Source organism: Reichenbachiella sp. (genome assembly GCF_039969095.1).
Lineage (GTDB): Bacteria > Bacteroidota > Bacteroidia > Cytophagales > Cyclobacteriaceae > Reichenbachiella.
Genome location: NZ_JBDVOL010000011.1, coordinates 702,520 through 719,760, shown reverse-complemented (window position 1 = coordinate 719,760; position 17,241 = coordinate 702,520). Strand labels below are relative to the sequence as shown.

The window sequence follows — 17,241 nt, the reverse complement described above, 5'->3', positions numbered from 1 at the left end:
ATGGCAACTTATCAACTCAATATCAATGGAAAGCACATGAGTGTAGAAGCCGATGCGGATACACCATTGCTTTGGGTCATTCGAGACCATCTCAAATTATATGGTACCAAATATGGTTGCGGAATCGCTCAGTGTGGTGCTTGTACCGTACACATCGACGGAACTCCAGTTCGCTCATGTGTAGTGCCGATAGAGCGAATGCCAAACAGAAACATTATCACCATAGAAGGTCTTTCAGAAATTGGCGACCATCCCGTTCAGGAGGCCTGGAAAGAAATAGATGTACCGCAGTGTGGCTATTGTCAAACGGGACAAATTATGTCGGCCGCTGCCTTGCTAGACCGTATTCCGCAGCCAACAGATGAAGAGATTCATCGTGCCATGAAAGGTAATGTTTGCCGATGTGGCACTTATCCTCGAATCATGAATGCTATAAAATCAGCTGCTAAAACTCAGGAGTCATGAAAACAAGTAGGAGAGATTTTTTAAAAGTAAGCACTTTAGCTGGGGGTGGTCTAATGTTGACCATGACCATTCCTGGAATGGCTAAACTTGTCCAGAATGGAAGTGAAAATGGTTTGAATGAATTGAATCACTTTCTAAGTATCGACTTAGAAGGGAACGTCATTTTTCAATTGACTGCACATGAAATGGGTCAGGGTTCTGGTACGGGTTTACCCATGATTTTGGCTGAAGAATTAGGTGCGGATTGGTCAAAAGTAAAAATAGAACGTGCTGGATATGATAAGAAATTCATTGGAGTTATCCGAGAAACCACAGGCGGAAGTGGCACGATACAAGACCATTGGGATCTGATGAGACGTATGGGAGCCACGGCAAGGGAAATGCTGAAATCAGCAGCAGCTGACCAATGGCAGAAAGCCAAGGATCAATTGACAGTAGACAATGGATTCGTATTAGAGACTGGCACAGATAGAAAATTAAGTTTCGGGGAATTAGCAGCAGCGGCTTCCAAGTTGGAGGTGCCTGAGGAGGTGGAATTCAAGAAGCCTGTTGACTTTAAAATAGTTGGAAAACCCGTCAGAAACTTGATTACTGATCAAGTCGTGGTTGGGGATGGCAATTACGGAATCAACATGGATTTACCTGATATGGTCTACGCTTCGATAGAAAAGTGCCCGGTTTACAAAGGCAAACTCCAATCTTTTGACGATTCAGAAGCACTAAAAGTCAATGGCGTAACTCAGGTATTTGCTATGCCAGCGCTTGAACCAGCTGAGGATATGAATCATATCCAGGAAGGGGTAGTAGTGATAGCGACTTCGACTTGGGCGGCATTCAAAGGCAGGAAAGCATTGAAAGTCACATGGGACTTAGGAGAAAACGTTACAAATAGCAATCAAAAAATTGAAGAGCAATTTGCCAAAGCAGGAGAGCAATTTGAAAATCCTGTCTATTCTCAAGGCAATTACAATAAAATGAAAAAGGAGGAAGGTGTAAGTGAAATCGAAGCCACCTATATCAATCCCCACCAAGCACATGCGCTCATGGAACCGATGAATGCAACTGCCCACTACAACGGAGACACCTGTCAGCTCTGGGTCGGCACTCAAAACGCAAGTAGTGTAGTGCTTAACGTAGCGAAAGCTGTTGATATTCCTGATGATAAAATAAAGGTTCACACTCAAAATTCTGGTGGATCTTTTGGGCGTAGGTATTATCCAGATACTTCCATAGAAGCAGCATATATTTCAAAGCAAATACAAAAACCAGTGAAGCTGACCTGGAGTCGGGAAGACGGGATACAGCACGATTATTTCCACCCTTATCAGGAATCACGGTTTAGCGCTTTACTCAAAGACAATCATTTTGTTGGCATGGAAGTGAAATTGATCAAAACTGTGCCCTATGGTTCTGGAGATCACCTTTGGGAGCAACCTTACTACGTCGAACATTTGGATACTTACCTAAAAGCAGTGGATGGATTGGTGCATCAGGGCGCGTGGCGAAGCGTGCAGGTTCATTCCAGCTCTATGGGTAAGGAATGTTTTATAGATGAGGTGGCCGTGGAGTTGGGTAAAGATCCAGTGGCATTTAGACAGGAGCTGTTAGCCAAAGAAATCGAAACGGTCAAGTTTAATAGGCCTACGCGTCCAGGACAGCAACCATTCGATGAGATTGTCAAAGAGTTTCGGACTACGCTAAGAAAGAACTATAGAAGTGTGTTGAGTTATATAGGTGAGCATCAATTGTGGGAAAAAGCTAAGTCTCCTGGGATTGGAAGGGGATTTGCTATGGAAGATTTTTTTGCCAATACCGTTTGTGCACATATTGTGGAAGTCGAAAAGGATGACTCAGATTGGGGTATTCATATCAAGAAGATTACCAGTGTATTGGATTGTGGAATTGTTGTCAACCCACATTTTGGTCGTGGGCAAGTAGAAGGAAGTATTGTTTGGGCTTTGTCCGCATTGAAGTACGGAGGAATTGATATTAAAAAAGGTGTAGTTCAACAAAGCAATTTTCATAACAATAAATTGCTCCGTATAGATGAGGTGCCAGAGATTGAAGTGCATTTTGTCCCTAGTGAAGAGCCACCTACTGGGTTAGGCGAGCCTGCCACTCCACCGTTGGCACCAGCGGTTTTGAATGCCATCTTTGACGCAACAGGAAAGCGAATTCGCAAACTACCAGTCAAACGAGAAGATATTTTAGCATAGTTAGTTTTGTGACTTGTTTTTTTGATTTAGCGATGACCGTTCCAGTCATCGCTAACTTATTTCTTTTCAATCCTTAATGGAACAGAGAGCGTAAAAACAGTACCTTGATCGAGCTTACTTTCTAACTCAATTTTGCCATTCAGGATTTTGCAATTCTCCTTCACTATGTATAAGCCTAATCCAGAAGAATGCTCATTGGCGGTGGGTTGCGCAGTCAATCTCTGAAATCTTCTAAAAAGTTTTGACTCATCTTTTTGGCTAATGCCAGGCCCTTGATCTTTCACACTATAGTGTAATTGATGATTTTCCTGAAAAACTCTCAACTCGACTATAGAATCTGGATTTGAAAATTTGATGGCGTTGGATACCAGATTATTCAAAGACCTGCACAACAATTTCATATCAGATTCTAATGAAATGTGTTCTTCAACTGCTTTAAGCACTAAGTTGATATTCTTTTGCTTTGATTCAGAAATAAACTGACTGATTACAATTTCAGCCACTTCAACACCATTGATTTTTGCCGGTTCAAATATGGTAAGTCCTTGTTCTAGTTGATTGATGTCTTGTAAATCAGTGATAAGATTAAAGGCTCTATTTAGAGAGTCTTTCATCATGTCTGAAATAAAATGGTCGTCAGTGGTAAACTCTGAAATATCCAATAATCCACTCAGATTGTTTAAGGGTGCTTTAAGATCATGAATTAATATGGAACTCAATTTTTCTCGTTCATCCAGCAATTCTTGCAGCTGTTTATTTTTCTCACTTAGTGTTTTTTCATATTCCAATCTTGTAATGTGCTGCCCGAGCCACTGACCTAGGTACAGTACAAAATCACGATCGAATTGATTGAATTGATTTTTTCTGGGAGATAATGAAGAGAAATTAAGAGTGCCATATTTTTTATCACCCACTTTTATGGGCACCCCTATATATGCTTCCAGCTTGGTGCCTTGGTAGCATGGGTGGCCATTATGTTCAGAGATCCCAATATGATTAAGATCTACAATTTGATTGCTATCGAAGGTAATGCTACAATAAGTGTCCTCTAGCTTAAATTCTTGACCTTTTTCAATGCTATTTTCAGCAATAGCAAATACCTCTTTCACTTCGTAGATTCCATCTTCAATATGGCTAATGATGCCAATATCCATTTCTACGAGTTCTGTTGCACGCTTTAGTACTTTGTCGAAGTGGTAGGACTGATCCGCAGAAAGTTCCGTGAATAAATCAAAGATTTTCTGCATCCTCATCATTGCCTTTTTCTCAGAATTATGATCTATTGTCATAGCTGTCAAATAAAAATCCTAAATCGAAATGAGGATAAAGAAGGGGAATGGAATTACTAAATTAGGGGCTATAAAATTCAATGACTATCGTTTTCGATGAACGAGTCCATCCGCTCGTTGACTGATCAGAATTGCTGTTTTCAGCTATTCTTAATTAAAATAAATATTGGAATAATTATATAATGGTAATTTCTAAACCAAAGAAATATCGTCACCGATTTTTATCTCTCCACCTTCTAACACGCGAGCTGTGATGCCGCCATGGCCCCTCATGGCGTTGTAGCCACCTGGGCCTAGGTTTTCTTCCATGCGATTACATGGAGCACAGATTCCGGAGGTTTCCAATACAGCATCTCCAATTTTGAATTTTTGAGATTTTAAAGAAAGTAGATTAATGCCTGATACTACTATATTTCTTCGGGTCAATTTAGGATCTATGTCATCTTTGCCAAGAATTTTGGCGACAACCTCCAAATGTTCTTTTTGGATCAATGTGACTTGGCGCTTACCAGATAGACTGCCTTTGAAATGATCGCCTTCTAGCCCTGTTTTTTTTACCGCCATTACTTGATTTATTGTCGTGGGAATGGCTTTACGTTCTTTGCGAATGCTTATCCATTCTACTTTACCTACTTGAGTGATAGATCTAAGCAGTTGCTTCATGACAGGTTCATCGTAGGACATAAATATAATTTTTTGAAGTAAAAATGTGAGTATCAACCGTTATAACCAATTTATTTCTCAAATTCTTTTAAAATTAATCAGCCTTAGTTACCTTCAAATTAAAGTAAGTTCTACTAAGGACTTACTTCCCGCACCATTTTGAGAATCATTTAATTTATCGGTAATCGTACGGCGTACGATTAGGCACAGACTACATTTATTCGTCTGGATTTGTAGCTATTATAGTAGCTATTTTGAAATATTATTAACTCCTAAATTGACCTGACCAAATCACTTGGAAACCGTATCTTTTCAAGAAATGATTCAGAAGCTCTTAGGGAGAGTAAATCAATTTAACTAACAATATTATGAGACAAAAAACACAACAAATTGCACTTTGGCTTAGTGTTGTAATAATTTCCTACTCATGTGCAACAATTGCTTACTATGATGCCAATAGTTTTAAAAAGACTGCAGAATTAAAGGCAAAAACTCTAGTGCTAGTCGGACATGCAGACGAGAATTATAATGATTACGTCAAAGAAATCGATGAAGTTAAAATAATGGCAGAAGAGCTTTATTCTCTTCAAAAAGCAAGAGATATCAATCATGCTACAATAGGACAATGGAAAAAATTAATGGAGAAGGATCCAGCTACCAATAAGTCTGTATTTCCTGATTTTTTTGAAATGTGGAAATCAAAAGGCTCTCTGAGCAATGCATTTATTGATCCAGCAAAAACTCAATTTTCAGAAATTTTTGATGAAATATTGAAACTTGAAAGTAGCAAGAACAAAAAACAATAACCAAACTTAAAAAGAATCGATATGGATTTTGATGAAATATATGACGAGTTAAAAAGTAAAATATCAGAACTCGCAAAATTGTCTGCAAAAAAATATGCAGAAGAAGCTAAGCAGGATGCGAATGATTTTTTAGAGAGCAGTAAAGAAAAATTAAAAAAATGGACCAAACTTTTAGCTGCAGGCGAAATTTCAACGGATGAATTCGAATGGCTTGTAAACTCACAACAAAGCCTTGCTCAAATGAAGGTTTTAACGCAAGCTGGATTGGCGCAAATTAGAGTCGATCAATTTAAACAATCAGTTCTGAATATTATCGTTGATGTAATATTTGATAAAATATTGTAATTCAATTTGAAAATAAAGCTCAAAAAAAACAAAACGGCTGCAATAATGCAGCCGTTTTTATATAACCATCAATCAAAATTTTTATTCATCTCTTAAGCATTCTGCTGGATTGACATGGGCTGCTCTTAGAGCCTGCGAGCCGACCGTTAGCCAGGCAATGACTAGCGAGAGTAATCCAGCACCAACAAAGAACCAAACTTCTAGGCTGATGCGAAAGGCAAATTGATCCAGCCAACCGCTGATCAGGTAATAGCTGATGGGAAGAGCCAGTAGAATGGATAGGCCTACGAGTTTTGTGAAGTCGGTCGAAAGTAGGTAAACGATATTTATCACACTAGATCCAAGGACTTTCCTGATGCCGATCTCTTTTTGTCTTCGCTCTGCTGTGAAACTTGCTAGCCCAAAGAGGCCGAGACAGGAGATGACAATTGCCATTCCGGCAAAAAATCTCGATAAGGTAGATACACGCTGTTCAGCTTCATAATGTGCTTTATAGGTTTCGTCCATAAACTCATATTCAAAGGCAAATCCAGGGTTATACTCCTCATAGAAGGCTTTCATTTCGGCCAATGTTTGTTTTTCTGTACCGGCTTGTATTCTGGCCATGATATGCCAGGTGTTTTCAGGAGAAAGAATAAAAAACAGCGGTTTTACTTCATTATGCAATGATTGAAAATGGAAATCTTTAACCACGCCAATTATTTCTAACTTGTTTTCTTCCCAAAGCGTAATGTTTTTGCCAATTGGATCCAGCATGTTCATCGCTTTTATAGCTGCTTCGTTGAATATAATTTTGGCCGTATCCGTGCCAAATGATCTGGAAAATGCCCTTCCTTCTTTGAATTCAATGCCTAAAGTTTCAAAAATGTCATAATTGGTTCTGACATTTTCAAATAGAATATTGGCTTCAGGGTCTTTGCCCTCCCATTCTAAGCCAGATGTGTTGTTGTTGCGATAAAGTAGCGTATGTCCCGTACTCGTGGCGGATACGATTCCTGGAATAGACTTGAGTTGAGTTAAGAAAGTCTCCACATTGCTTTCCACTTTACCCTCTTGAGCAAAATAGATCATGTTGTCTTTGTTGTAGCCCAGGCTTTTCGATTGTACAAAATCTATTTGTTTGTAAATGACCATCACAGATACGATCAGAATGATGGACAGCGTAAACTGAAAAACAACTAATCCTTTTCTGGCCCAAAGTTCTGCAAGAGTTCCTTTCATTTCCCCCTTCAGTACTTTGACGATGGTGAAACCAGATAGATAGATCGCAGGATAGCTGCCCGATATGATACCGGTAAAAATGGTTATGGCAAAAAATACAAGAACTACATTCAAGTCAAATGAATTAGAGATTTGTTTGCTGGTAATCTCATTGAACTGAGGTAGGAGTAAATAAACTATCACTATGGAGACTGCGAAAGAGATTAACGACATGATCAAAGATTCTGTCATGTATTGCGCAATGATAGTGGATTTAGGTGCGCCTACTGCTTTTTTAATACCCACTTCTTTGGCTCTTCGTGAAGCTCGGGCCGTAGATAAGTTCATGAAATTGATACACGCAATGAGTAGGATAAATACAGCTATGATTGAAAAAAGTCGCACATATTCTATTCGGCCACCAGATAGATGCCCGTTTTCGTACCTTCCATACAAATAGTTATCAGAGTATTTTTTTAGAAAAAGTGTGACGTTAGTATTCTCGTTCTTGGTTTTTACAAAATCTGCGATTTTCTCGGTTACCTCATCTGCGGATATTCCTTCGTTTAGCGTGACATAGGTTCGTGGACCATTATTACCCCATCTTGTGACCCAATCGTTGTCTTCCTTGAATTTCTCAAAAGAGAGAACGAAATCGAATGTAGTACTTGAAGTAGGCGGCATCTTTTTAAATATACCTGATATTAAAAATGAACCGTCGTGGTTCAATTGAAGTGATTTTCCAATCAGATCTTCAGTGGTACCAAAAATTCTATGCGCGAGTGCATCAGAAATTACAATTTTATTTTTGTCCTCCAGAACCAGATTTGGGTTACCGTAGATCAGTTCGTAAGAAAAAATATTAAAGAAATCAGAACCAACATACCACCCCTCTGATTTTAGGTTTTTGTCCTCATGAGTGAGCGTCATTTTGTTTACCCAGGTAGTGGTAGCTGCATGTTCAATGTCAGGAAATTCTTCTTTGAGTGTCTCTGCTAAAAGGCCGGGAGTAGACCAGGTAGTCATGATGTTGTCAGCATATTGCTGATGCTCCATCACCTGAAAGAGTCGTTCGTCATTGGCATGGTACTTATCGGTATTCATTTCATCCGTTACCCAGAGATAAATGAACATGGTACAGGCTAATCCTGTAGACAGGCCTATAAGATTAATGAAAAAGGAACTTTTGAATCTCTTGAAATTCCGAAAAGTCAAAATCAGATTGTGCTTGAACATGGTTTGAGTTTTTGGTTACATCTAAACTATAGATTGTCACCTAACTCAAAAAGTTGCAAAGGATGAAATAAATTTTGAATGATATGGATTACATCATTTCATAGTCAGCTGGCTTGTCGATCATATCGAGTGGAAGCCATTGCGCTTCGGCCTTGCTTACTTTCTTAATTCCAAAAACTCCACCAGAAGCTTCTGCTACTACTTTAGCTATATCTAGCAAAAACTGATGAACCTGTGTGGCAACTTTCGGGTCTACCTTAGGTAAGACAGAATTTAGCTGTCTTAGATAGGAAGTAATTGTATGCTGTCTGGTATCCAAATCTGTAGGCAAATCGGCAATGTAGTTTTTGAAAATATCTTCAAATTTATCAGCTACATCTTCGAAATACTCTCCCAACATATCATATCTATGCTTAGCAGTGGTAGCGTAGTGGATGGCCTCAGCAATCTCGTCTTTGTCTACATCATCGTCGGCACCAGCCACAAGCATGGCTACCATAGCAGGAGCGTTCATTACAATTTCAATTTCATCGTCTCTGAGGGTTCTGAACACATTAGTCATAGCTGAATCGTTTTTATTTGCTCTTGCTTAAATGATAAAAGTGCAATTCTTCAATTGCTTTTTTGGTAAGGTTAGAAAGATTCGATTTGGTTAAACCATATGATAATATTTCACGAATATTATCACCGAGTAAAAATAGCAATTCTTGTAAAAGAATAGGTTTAGGTCAAAATTTTCATGAAAAGTTCAATTATACTTAAAACTTGATCTTGAAATAATTATATTTTATTTGGAGATAGCATGAACTATTTGCCCCAATTACAATTATTAATCTACAAATAGACTTTCCTGTTCTTAATTTCTAATAGATTTTCAGTTTCCATTTTTTTAATGGCTCGAATGACCGTCTCCACTCTGAGCCCTGTCATGTCTGCTATTTGCTGGCGCGTAAGTTCTATAGCAAATTGAGATTTGGAATCAACATTCATTTCTGCTTTTAAATATTTCAACAAAGTAAGTACTCTATGTTCAGGGTCATGACTTGATATTTCTGTTGCCATTACCGCTTTGTAATGCAGACGTTTAGCTAGATTTTTGGATATTTCAAGATTGATATCAGGATTGTCTAATAGGAGGGTCATGAATTTGTCTTTGCCTAATTTTAGTAACTCACAGTGCGTAGTGGCAAGTGCGCTTGCGGGATAGGTGACATCTACAAAAAGCGGGGGTTCTCCGAAACTTTGACCGTCAGAGAAAAGACCTTGGACAAATTCCTGACCTTGATCGCTGAAATTGCTCATCTTGATTTGGCCTTTAAGAACTTGAAAATAGAACAGGGCATGGTCGCCTTGCCTGAAAACCCATTCTCCTTTATCAAGTTGAACTTTTTTCGCTCCTGCCTTCAGTAAAATGCTTGATTTAATCATTTTTTTTCACTTATGATTGAGGTCATAATTTGAGCTCTTTGGCTTTCATAATTTTGATCAAAAATAAACGAAACCATGCAAATCAATAAAAAAGAAACTATCGCCAAAATTGTAAGACAAGACTATAGAGCGGCGCAAGTATTTAGTGCCAATGGATTGGATTTTTGCTGTGGAGGAAAAGTGCCATTGGAGGAAGCTTGTGAAAAACATGATCTGGATCTAGATGTACTACTAAATGAGCTAAATGCTGTGATCAACAAAGATCAGGTAGACGAATCCTATGAGTCCTGGACTAGCACAAAATTGATCAATCACATAGTAGATGTACATCATAGATACATCGAAGATACCGTTCCGTATCTATCTCGGCTACTCAATAAAATTGCAATCGTTCATGGAGAAGGACATCCTGAATTAGAACAGATTCGAGATATTTTTGATGAGGCCACAGACGCACTATACGATCATATGAAGAAAGAAGAACTCATTTTGTTTCCTGCCATTGAAAGTATTGAGCATGCTAAAGCCAACAATAAACAATTGCCACCATTTCCTTTCGGTAGTATTTCAAATCCGATTATGGCCATGGAGGGGGAGCACGACTTTGAAGGAGATGCATTCAAGCAAATAGCGGCGTTGTCTCAGAATTTTACACCACCAGAGGATGCATGTAATACTTACCATGTTGCTTTCTCTAAACTTCAAGAATTTGTTAGTGACTTACATCGCCATATTCATTTGGAAAACAATATCTTATTTGAGAATGCTAAAAGACTCGAGCTAGAGTTAGTATAACGAATGGAGTAAACTATCTTCGCCAGAAAATTGGCGATTGTGATATCTCTATTCTCGTATGATTTATCTTTTGTCTCATTAGCAATTTTTATGCTGGTAGGATTGCTGGTGGGTATGTCAAAAACTGGCGTACACGGAGTAGGTATGATAGCAGTACCATTATTAGCTACCATTTTTGGAGGTAAGGAGTCGAGTGGATTGATGTTGCCTTTACTTATTATGGCTGATGTGTTTGGCGTCAGCTATTATCATCGACATGCCGAATGGAAGTATTTACTGAAATTATTTCCTTGGGCCATAGTTGGAGTTTTGTTAGGTACATGGACGGGTAATTACATAGACGATCAGCTATTTAGAACGATCATGGGTGTTATTATCTTTGCGAGCCTAGCTATTATGGTTTGGCTAGATAGAGTTAATAGAGACAAAATTCCTGATTATTGGTGGTTTGCTATGATTCTCGGAATAGCTGCGGGATTTACTACCATGGTAGGTAATCTGGCTGGTAGCACAATGGCACTGTATTTACTCTCCATGCGCATGCCCAAGAATGAATTTATAGGTACTGCGGCCTGGTTTTTTATGGCTGTCAACTGGTTCAAAGTACCATTCCATATTTGGAGTTGGCAGACGATTACTTGGGACTCCTTACTACTCGATCTTATGGTTTTGCCGATGATAGCCATTGGTGCTTACTTAGGAATAAAAGTCATTAAAAAAATATCTGATCAGAACTTTAGATGGTTTGTGATGGTTATGACAGCTTTGGCCGCCGTTTTTATGGTCTTTTAACCATTAATATAAAATTTGATTTGGGCGCGAACAGTTTTTCTATATTCGTGCAATTATTAAATATCAACTTATGAGAAAGATACTTTTGGGTTTATTAACCTTAGTTGCACTGAATACTCAGGCACAAAAATCTGAATTAGCAGAAAAATATGGTAATTCCATTACAGTGGAAGGACTAATGGATCAGCTCAACATATTGGCTTCTGATGCCTTAGAAGGAAGAGAAACAGGCGAAAGAGGCCAAAGAATGGCAGCCGCACTTTTGATGGATCATTTTCAGAAATTAGGACTAAAAGCTCCAGTGAAGCAAGGTGACCAAATGAGCTATTATCAAAATGTGCCTTTGGTCTCCTCAAAAACAAAAAGTTCCTATTTGAAAATCGGAAAGACAAAGTATGAAAATTTCAACAAGAATGTTTTCGTCGGAACTGGAGTAACAGCTGGAGAAATGTCTGGAGAAGTAATCTTCGTAGGAAATGGAGCGCCTGAAAGATATGAATCCGTGGACGTGAAAGGCAAATTCGTCTTGATGATAGGAGATAATAACTACAGAGCGACAAGAAAAGCGAGTAAAATCGCAGCTGCAAACGGAGCAAAAGCTTTGATTGCTGTAAGGACCGAGACAGATGAAATTCTAGAAGAATTGATGACTTCTTATAGAAGATACCTCGAAGCAGGTAGAATGACCGTAGATACTGGAATAGAGCAGAATGATTTTTTAGGTATGTATTTTTTAGCTCCAAGTTTGGTAAAAGAAATTTTGGGTAAATCATACGAAAAACTGAGTCCTATTGCATTTTCTGAGGATAATGCAGGGTTTGAAAAAATTAAAAAAGGCAGTGTATCCATTTCGATAGAAAAAGAAGTTAAAAAAATCACTTCCGAAAATGTAATGGGATATCTCGAAGGATCCGATTTGAAAGACGAATTGGTGGTGGTTACATCTCACTATGATCACTTAGGAAGAAGAGGAGACAAGATATTTAATGGAGCAGATGACGATGGTTCAGGTACTGCAGGTGTTATGGAAATGGCTGAAGTTTTTGCCATGGCTAAAGCTGACGGAAATGGACCGAGAAGAAGCATGCTTTTTCTAGCTTTCACTGGCGAAGAAAAAGGATTATTAGGTTCCGAATATTATGCAGACAATCCAGTTTTTCCATTGGAGAATACAGTGACGAATCTTAACATGGATATGATCGGAAGGAATGACGATGAGAACTACAATGACAAGGATTATGTGTGTCTGGTGGGTTCTGATAAGCTTTCTACTGAGCTGCATGAAATTAGTGAAGAAGCTAATAGTACATATACAGATTTAGAATTGAACTACGTATATAACGATGAAAACCACCCAGAGCAGATCTACTATAGGTCAGATCACTGGAATTTTGCAAAAAATGGTATTCCAGTTATTTTTTATACTACCGGGTCGCACGATGACTATCACCAAGAAACGGATACGGTAGAGAAAATAGAAAAAGAAGTCTATTTGAAACGAACAAGACTAGTTTTTTATACAGCTTGGGAATTGGTCAATCGAGATAAGAGGCCAGCTCTGAATGAGCAATAGGGAAATTAAAATTTAAGTCCGATGATCAATCATCGGACTTTTTTTATACCTCAGATTTAACCATACTCGATGTTGGAATGATTAGTTTAGTGATTAGAATCTTTTGACATTTTTAAACTTCAATCATTTTAAAATGAAAAATCTACTAGCTATTCTTTTGACCATGACGGTAAGTGCTGCTTCTGCGCAAATGGGAGATATTTTTCCAGATATGGAAGGAGAAAGTTTGCGCTATGACACAGTGAATATCCCTTCTGATTTGAAAGGAAAATATAGCTTGATTGCTTTGGCCTTTTCCAAAAAATCCGAAAAAGATCTGGGCTCATGGTTCAACCCTCTATATAATCAATTCCTTACCGAACCTGATCCCAATGCATTTTTTAGCTTCGAATATGATCTAAATATGTACATTATCCCCATGTTTACAGGCGCCAAACGTGCCGCTTATAAGGGGACGATGAAAAAGGTGCAAGAGACGGTAGCCCCTGAGCTACAACATCTGGTGTTATTTTACAAAGGCACACTGAAACAGTACAAAAAAGCTTTGAATTTCGATGGAAATGATGTTCCTTATTTCTATGTTCTTGATGGAGATGGAAAAATAGTCTATCACACCTCTGGCAAATACACGCGAAACAAAATGCAAGATATAATAGATGCATTGGAACCATCCGCTAAATAGCCAGAACTGCTTACTGATTGCTGGTCAATAATTCTTTTTTAGAATCTCTATATAGCATGCTTGAAGCGATGGGTTGGAATTCTTGACTAGAAGACTTTCTGATTTTTACTTCTATTGTATTCCAATCAGATGCCCATCCGCGATAGACATTGTTAAGATAAATGACTTTGATTTTATGCAATCCTTTGGCCAGGGCTTTGGATCCATCGTTTTGCGAGAATCGTTTAACGAAACCGTCATTGTTGATCACCAGTGCGTCATCTATCCAAACTTGATCTTGATTGCTAGAAAAGAAATAGACTCCATCTTCAGGAATGTCGATATATCCTTCTATGATTTCAGCTCTAAATTTATTTTCATCAATAACGAAACCCCAATAAAGCGTTGAATTTGCTTGGCTTAAAGAATCTAACTTTTTTTCACTCCAGTCATCTACGTCGGCAATATCGTCAGTGCTAAGGAAGTTTCCATAGGCTGTTTTTGCGACTAAACCGGTCGCAATGTCTTTAGTGACAACGGCAGGGGATAGGGATTGTTTCTCGACGCTTATTGACCTTATTTTACTCATTTTTCCTTGTGGTAAAACGGACGCGATTTTCACAGTTACATCAGATTTAATGACTAATGGAGTTTTGTAAACAGTAGAGGATAATTTAGGTGCTGATCCGTCTAAAGTATAAACCATTCGATCTACTGGTCTTGGTGTAGCAAACGTTAGTACGGCACTATCTACAAAGGCAATTTGTGAAGTAGGACCTTCTGGTAATGGGATATAATAGTCGATTTCATGCCCATCCATTCGAACCATCTGATTGTTGAGTCTTTGTTCAAAATCCTTATAATTTTTTTGGTCCTTTGCCGTCCAAGTCAATTCTGCTAGAGCAATCGTTCGAGGGTACATTCGGTATTCGGATAATTCTTCCTGATAGATATATTCCGACCAAAGGGTAGTTTGAGCTCCCAGTACATGATGAGCCTTTGATGAATCAATATCTGCAGGAATTGGTTCATAGTTGTATACTTTTTCTATGGGTAGCAAGCCACCTATACTCACTGGGTCAATTTTGTAATCGCCTTCGTATTTGTCGAGGTACATCCATGCACCTGGAGCCATCACTACGTCATTGCCGGCATTGGCAGCGGCAATGCCGCCTTCTTCGCCTCTCCACGACATTACATTGGCTGAATCAGATATTCCACCTTCAAGTATTTCGTCCCATCCGATCATTTTTTTGCCGTGTTTTTGAAGTACGTTTTCCATTCGGCTCATAAAATAGCTCTGCAATTCGTGCTCGTCATGCAGACCTTCTTTTTTGATTCTGGCTTGGCATCGTTGGCAAGTTTTCCATCTGTCTTTTGGTGATTCGTCTCCACCCATATGATAGTACCCATACGGAAATAGTGGAAGGATTTCTTCAATCACATCTTCTAAGAAAGTAAATACCTCCTTTTTTCCAGCGCAGAATACATCTGTTTCTACTCCCCAAATAATTCTTGGTGTATAAGTACCTTCATTACAAGAAAGCTCTGGATATGCCGATAAAGCGGCTAGCGCATGGCCAGGCATTTCTATTTCTGGTATAACATCAATATATCGCTCTGCAGCGTAAGCCACTACTTCTTTGATTTCTTCCTGCGTATAATATCCTTCATGGATAGAACCGTCTGCTTCTGTTCTGGTGGCTCCTACGGATGTGAGTTTTGGATATTTCTTAATTTCAATTCTCCAACCCTGATCTTCAGTCAAGTGCCAATGGAATTTGTTGATTTTGAAAATAGAAAGCATGTCAATATGCTTTTTGACTTGATCAATTGATATGAAATGCCTACATACATCTAAATGAAATCCTCGCCATGCGAATCTGGGTTCATCCTTAATATTTACTGCAGGCAATGTCCAATCTATGTTTCTTGCTAGAGTTTCTGATTCGATTTCGGCAGGTAGCAATTGCATGAATGTGTTCAAACCATAAAAAATGCCTTTTGGAGATGTAGCTTGAATCAGAACTCTTTGCGCATTAGCATCTAATATATATCCTTCTTCATTCGTCTCTAGGTCAGCATCCAATGAGAGTGAAATATAGTTGTCTGCTGCTTGCTCACTTTGATTTTCCAGTTTAAAGCCCGTTGATTTATTGATCTTAGCGGTGAAAAATTCTGCTATTTGTTCAAGCTCTGTGTTTCCATCAGTAACAAATAAAGTAGAATTATTTAGTGAAAATCGACCTTCATTGACTGTTAGTTCTTGAGGTTTGGGCGTGATGTTGATCCCTTGATTATAGGAGGCAGGGTTGTATTTTCTCTGACAGGCAAGGACTGTTAGAGCCAAAAAACAAAGACTTAATATGTTGCTAAATTTTATTTTCACTTGTATTCACTTTTTTTGATCATATAAGGCTAAAAACAAATGGAGAACGAACGAATTTATTTAGCTGAATGGAATAGGAATGGAGCTAAGAGGGGTTATTCATCTTTATTATGAGCTAAATACGAGCTGAATAAAGTAATCTTAGAAAATGAAATCCTTTATTTATAATTTGATAATCTTGTATTGAATAATAGTCATTTGCCTATGCATGTTCCGTTTGTGGACTTAAAAGTCCAATATGAATCCATAAAATCAGAAATTGATGGCGTCGTTGCAGAGGTATTGAGCAATGCTAATTTTATTGGTGGGCCTATCGTCGAAAAATTCGAAAATTCTTTTGCTGAATTCGTTGGAGTTAATCATTGCGTAAGCTGTGGCAATGGAACGGATGCATTGGAAATAGCCCTTCAGGCACTTGAGATTGGGGAAGGAGATGAGGTAATCGTGCCTGCCATGTCGTGGATTTCTACCGCAGAGGTGGTTAGTACTGTAGGTGCGAAGCCTGTTTTTGCCGATGTGTTACCTAATAGGTTCACAATTGACCCTACAGAAATTGAAAGACGAATTTCGATAAAAACAAAAGCCATTATTCCTGTGCACTTCTATGGTCGGCCTGCGGAGATGGATCAAATTTTGGCTATAGCCAAAAAACACAATTTGAAAATAATAGAGGATTGTGCCCAAGCACATGGTGCTAAGTTTAATGGCAAACTTGTAGGCTCGTTTGGTGATCTGGGTGCTTTTAGCTTTTACCCGAGTAAAAATCTAGGGGCTTATGGCGATGCTGGCGGTATTGTAACGAATGATCAGGTTTTGGCAAGCAACTGTAGATTGATCAGTAATCATGGAGAGAAAACAAAACACCAGCACCTAAGAGAAGGAAGAAATAGTCGGATGGATACCTTACAAGCAGCTATACTTAGTGTTAAATTAAAATATTTATATAATTGGACTAATGCACGAATTTCAAAAGCCGCATATTACAATGAGCAACTGAAAGAGTTGCCTATAGCGCTTCCTCTAATAGAAGACAAACATCAACATGTCTTTCATATATATGCGATTCAAATAGCAAACAGAAATGCGTTGAAGGAGCAATTGGCCAAGCAAGGGGTTGATACCCAAATTCATAATCCTTTATCTCTTCCTGAGCTCACCCCTTATCAAGATAAATTTGACATAAAAGACTATCCAGTAGCTAAAGCATTGGCAGCTAAAACATTGTCTTTGCCACTTTTTCCTGAAATGACTAGGGAAGAGCAGGATCATGTGGTTGAGTCGATAGGCAATATCATCGGGTGAATTTTAAGTAAAAGCAAATAGTGCAATGGTTGAAATGGCTAATCAAGTACTGTAATTAAATAGTATTATTTTTTTTAGGAA

General features: G+C 38.5%; 15 protein-coding genes. 9 read left to right on the top strand and 6 right to left on the bottom strand.

Annotated features, from left to right (window positions below):
• Complete coding sequence (locus ABJH98_RS11585) at nt 1–465, top strand: (2Fe-2S)-binding protein (protein WP_348307840.1); 465 nt, start codon at nt 1–3, stop codon at nt 463–465.
• The gene (locus tag ABJH98_RS11580) at nt 462–2,681 is read left to right on the top strand and encodes a molybdopterin cofactor-binding domain-containing protein (RefSeq protein ID WP_348307839.1); all 2,220 of its coding nucleotides are present in this window, start codon (nt 462–464) and stop codon (nt 2,679–2,681) included. Before ABJH98_RS11585 ends, ABJH98_RS11580 begins: the two co-directional genes overlap by 4 nt.
• Nucleotides 2,682–2,737: 56 nt before the next feature.
• On the opposite strand, the gene ABJH98_RS11575 is transcribed toward ABJH98_RS11580, so the two are convergent.
• Entirely contained in the window at nt 2,738–3,970 is a 1,233-nt protein-coding gene (locus ABJH98_RS11575; protein ID WP_348307838.1) for a GAF domain-containing sensor histidine kinase, read from the bottom strand.
• Nucleotides 3,971–4,162: 192 nt separating this feature from the next.
• Nucleotides 4,163–4,654: an MOSC domain-containing protein gene (locus ABJH98_RS11570; RefSeq protein ID WP_348307837.1), complete on the bottom strand. Its 492-nt coding sequence runs from the start codon at nt 4,652–4,654 to the stop codon at nt 4,163–4,165.
• A gap of 347 nt (nt 4,655–5,001) precedes the next feature.
• Here ABJH98_RS11570 and ABJH98_RS11565 point away from each other — a divergent pair, with 347 nt between their 5' ends.
• On the top strand, nt 5,002–5,439 hold the full coding sequence (locus ABJH98_RS11565) for a hypothetical protein (protein WP_348307836.1): 438 nt from the start codon (nt 5,002–5,004) through the stop codon (nt 5,437–5,439).
• Between the two features lie 21 nt (nt 5,440–5,460).
• Nucleotides 5,461–5,784, top strand: coding sequence for a hypothetical protein (locus tag ABJH98_RS11560; protein ID WP_348307835.1), 324 nt, complete (start codon nt 5,461–5,463; stop codon nt 5,782–5,784).
• Nucleotides 5,785–5,865: 81 nt separating this feature from the next.
• Here ABJH98_RS11560 and ABJH98_RS11555 read toward each other — a convergent pair whose 3' ends face one another.
• From ABJH98_RS11555 to ABJH98_RS11545, 3 genes are all read right to left on the bottom strand, one after another.
• Nucleotides 5,866–8,220: an ABC transporter permease gene (locus ABJH98_RS11555; RefSeq protein WP_348307834.1), complete on the bottom strand. Its 2,355-nt coding sequence runs from the start codon at nt 8,218–8,220 to the stop codon at nt 5,866–5,868.
• An 88-nt stretch (nt 8,221–8,308) separates the two neighbouring features.
• Complete coding sequence (locus ABJH98_RS11550) at nt 8,309–8,782, bottom strand: hypothetical protein (protein ID WP_348307833.1); 474 nt, start codon at nt 8,780–8,782, stop codon at nt 8,309–8,311.
• Between the two features lie 272 nt (nt 8,783–9,054).
• The gene (locus ABJH98_RS11545; protein WP_348307832.1) at nt 9,055–9,648 is read right to left on the bottom strand and encodes a Crp/Fnr family transcriptional regulator; all 594 of its coding nucleotides are present in this window, start codon (nt 9,646–9,648) and stop codon (nt 9,055–9,057) included.
• A 75-nt stretch (nt 9,649–9,723) separates the two neighbouring features.
• Between ABJH98_RS11545 and ric the strand changes: the two genes are divergently transcribed.
• From ric to ABJH98_RS11525, 4 genes are all read left to right on the top strand, one after another.
• Entirely contained in the window at nt 9,724–10,443 is a 720-nt protein-coding gene (gene ric / locus ABJH98_RS11540) for an iron-sulfur cluster repair di-iron protein (protein WP_348307831.1), read from the top strand.
• 90 nt (nt 10,444–10,533) lie between these two features.
• Nucleotides 10,534–11,235 (top strand): sulfite exporter TauE/SafE family protein, encoded by a 702-nt coding sequence (locus tag ABJH98_RS11535; RefSeq protein ID WP_348307830.1) that lies wholly within the window; start codon nt 10,534–10,536, stop codon nt 11,233–11,235.
• 70 nt (nt 11,236–11,305) lie between these two features.
• Nucleotides 11,306–12,808, top strand: coding sequence for a M28 family peptidase (locus ABJH98_RS11530; RefSeq protein ID WP_348307829.1), 1,503 nt, complete (start codon nt 11,306–11,308; stop codon nt 12,806–12,808).
• A 133-nt stretch (nt 12,809–12,941) separates the two neighbouring features.
• Complete coding sequence (locus ABJH98_RS11525) at nt 12,942–13,490, top strand: hypothetical protein (RefSeq protein WP_348307828.1); 549 nt, start codon at nt 12,942–12,944, stop codon at nt 13,488–13,490.
• Nucleotides 13,491–13,500: 10 nt separating this feature from the next.
• Here ABJH98_RS11525 and ABJH98_RS11520 read toward each other — a convergent pair whose 3' ends face one another.
• A complete protein-coding gene (locus ABJH98_RS11520; protein ID WP_348307827.1) occupies nt 13,501–15,819 on the bottom strand; it encodes a family 20 glycosylhydrolase in 2,319 nt (772 codons plus the stop codon).
• Between the two features lie 222 nt (nt 15,820–16,041).
• Between ABJH98_RS11520 and ABJH98_RS11515 the strand changes: the two genes are divergently transcribed.
• Nucleotides 16,042–17,160, top strand: coding sequence for a DegT/DnrJ/EryC1/StrS family aminotransferase (locus tag ABJH98_RS11515; RefSeq protein ID WP_348307826.1), 1,119 nt, complete (start codon nt 16,042–16,044; stop codon nt 17,158–17,160).
• The last annotated feature ends 81 nt before the right edge of the window (nt 17,161–17,241 follow it).

Coding starts and splice junctions, on each gene's coding strand:
- ric (WP_348307831.1), top strand. CDS start 9,724: ATGCAAATCAATAAAAAAGAAACTATCGCCAAAATTGTAAGACAAGAC.
- ABJH98_RS11550 (WP_348307833.1), bottom strand. CDS start 8,782: ATGACTAATGTGTTCAGAACCCTCAGAGACGATGAAATTGAAATTGTA.
- ABJH98_RS11575 (WP_348307838.1), bottom strand. CDS start 3,970: ATGACAATAGATCATAATTCTGAGAAAAAGGCAATGATGAGGATGCAG.
- ABJH98_RS11525 (WP_348307828.1), top strand. CDS start 12,942: ATGAAAAATCTACTAGCTATTCTTTTGACCATGACGGTAAGTGCTGCT.
- ABJH98_RS11565 (WP_348307836.1), top strand. CDS start 5,002: ATGAGACAAAAAACACAACAAATTGCACTTTGGCTTAGTGTTGTAATA.
- ABJH98_RS11545 (WP_348307832.1), bottom strand. CDS start 9,648: ATGATTAAATCAAGCATTTTACTGAAGGCAGGAGCGAAAAAAGTTCAA.
- ABJH98_RS11535 (WP_348307830.1), top strand. CDS start 10,534: ATGCTGGTAGGATTGCTGGTGGGTATGTCAAAAACTGGCGTACACGGA.
- ABJH98_RS11560 (WP_348307835.1), top strand. CDS start 5,461: ATGGATTTTGATGAAATATATGACGAGTTAAAAAGTAAAATATCAGAA.
- ABJH98_RS11555 (WP_348307834.1), bottom strand. CDS start 8,220: ATGTTCAAGCACAATCTGATTTTGACTTTTCGGAATTTCAAGAGATTC.
- ABJH98_RS11585 (WP_348307840.1), top strand. CDS start 1: ATGGCAACTTATCAACTCAATATCAATGGAAAGCACATGAGTGTAGAA.
- ABJH98_RS11530 (WP_348307829.1), top strand. CDS start 11,306: ATGAGAAAGATACTTTTGGGTTTATTAACCTTAGTTGCACTGAATACT.
- ABJH98_RS11570 (WP_348307837.1), bottom strand. CDS start 4,654: ATGTCCTACGATGAACCTGTCATGAAGCAACTGCTTAGATCTATCACT.
- ABJH98_RS11580 (WP_348307839.1), top strand. CDS start 462: ATGAAAACAAGTAGGAGAGATTTTTTAAAAGTAAGCACTTTAGCTGGG.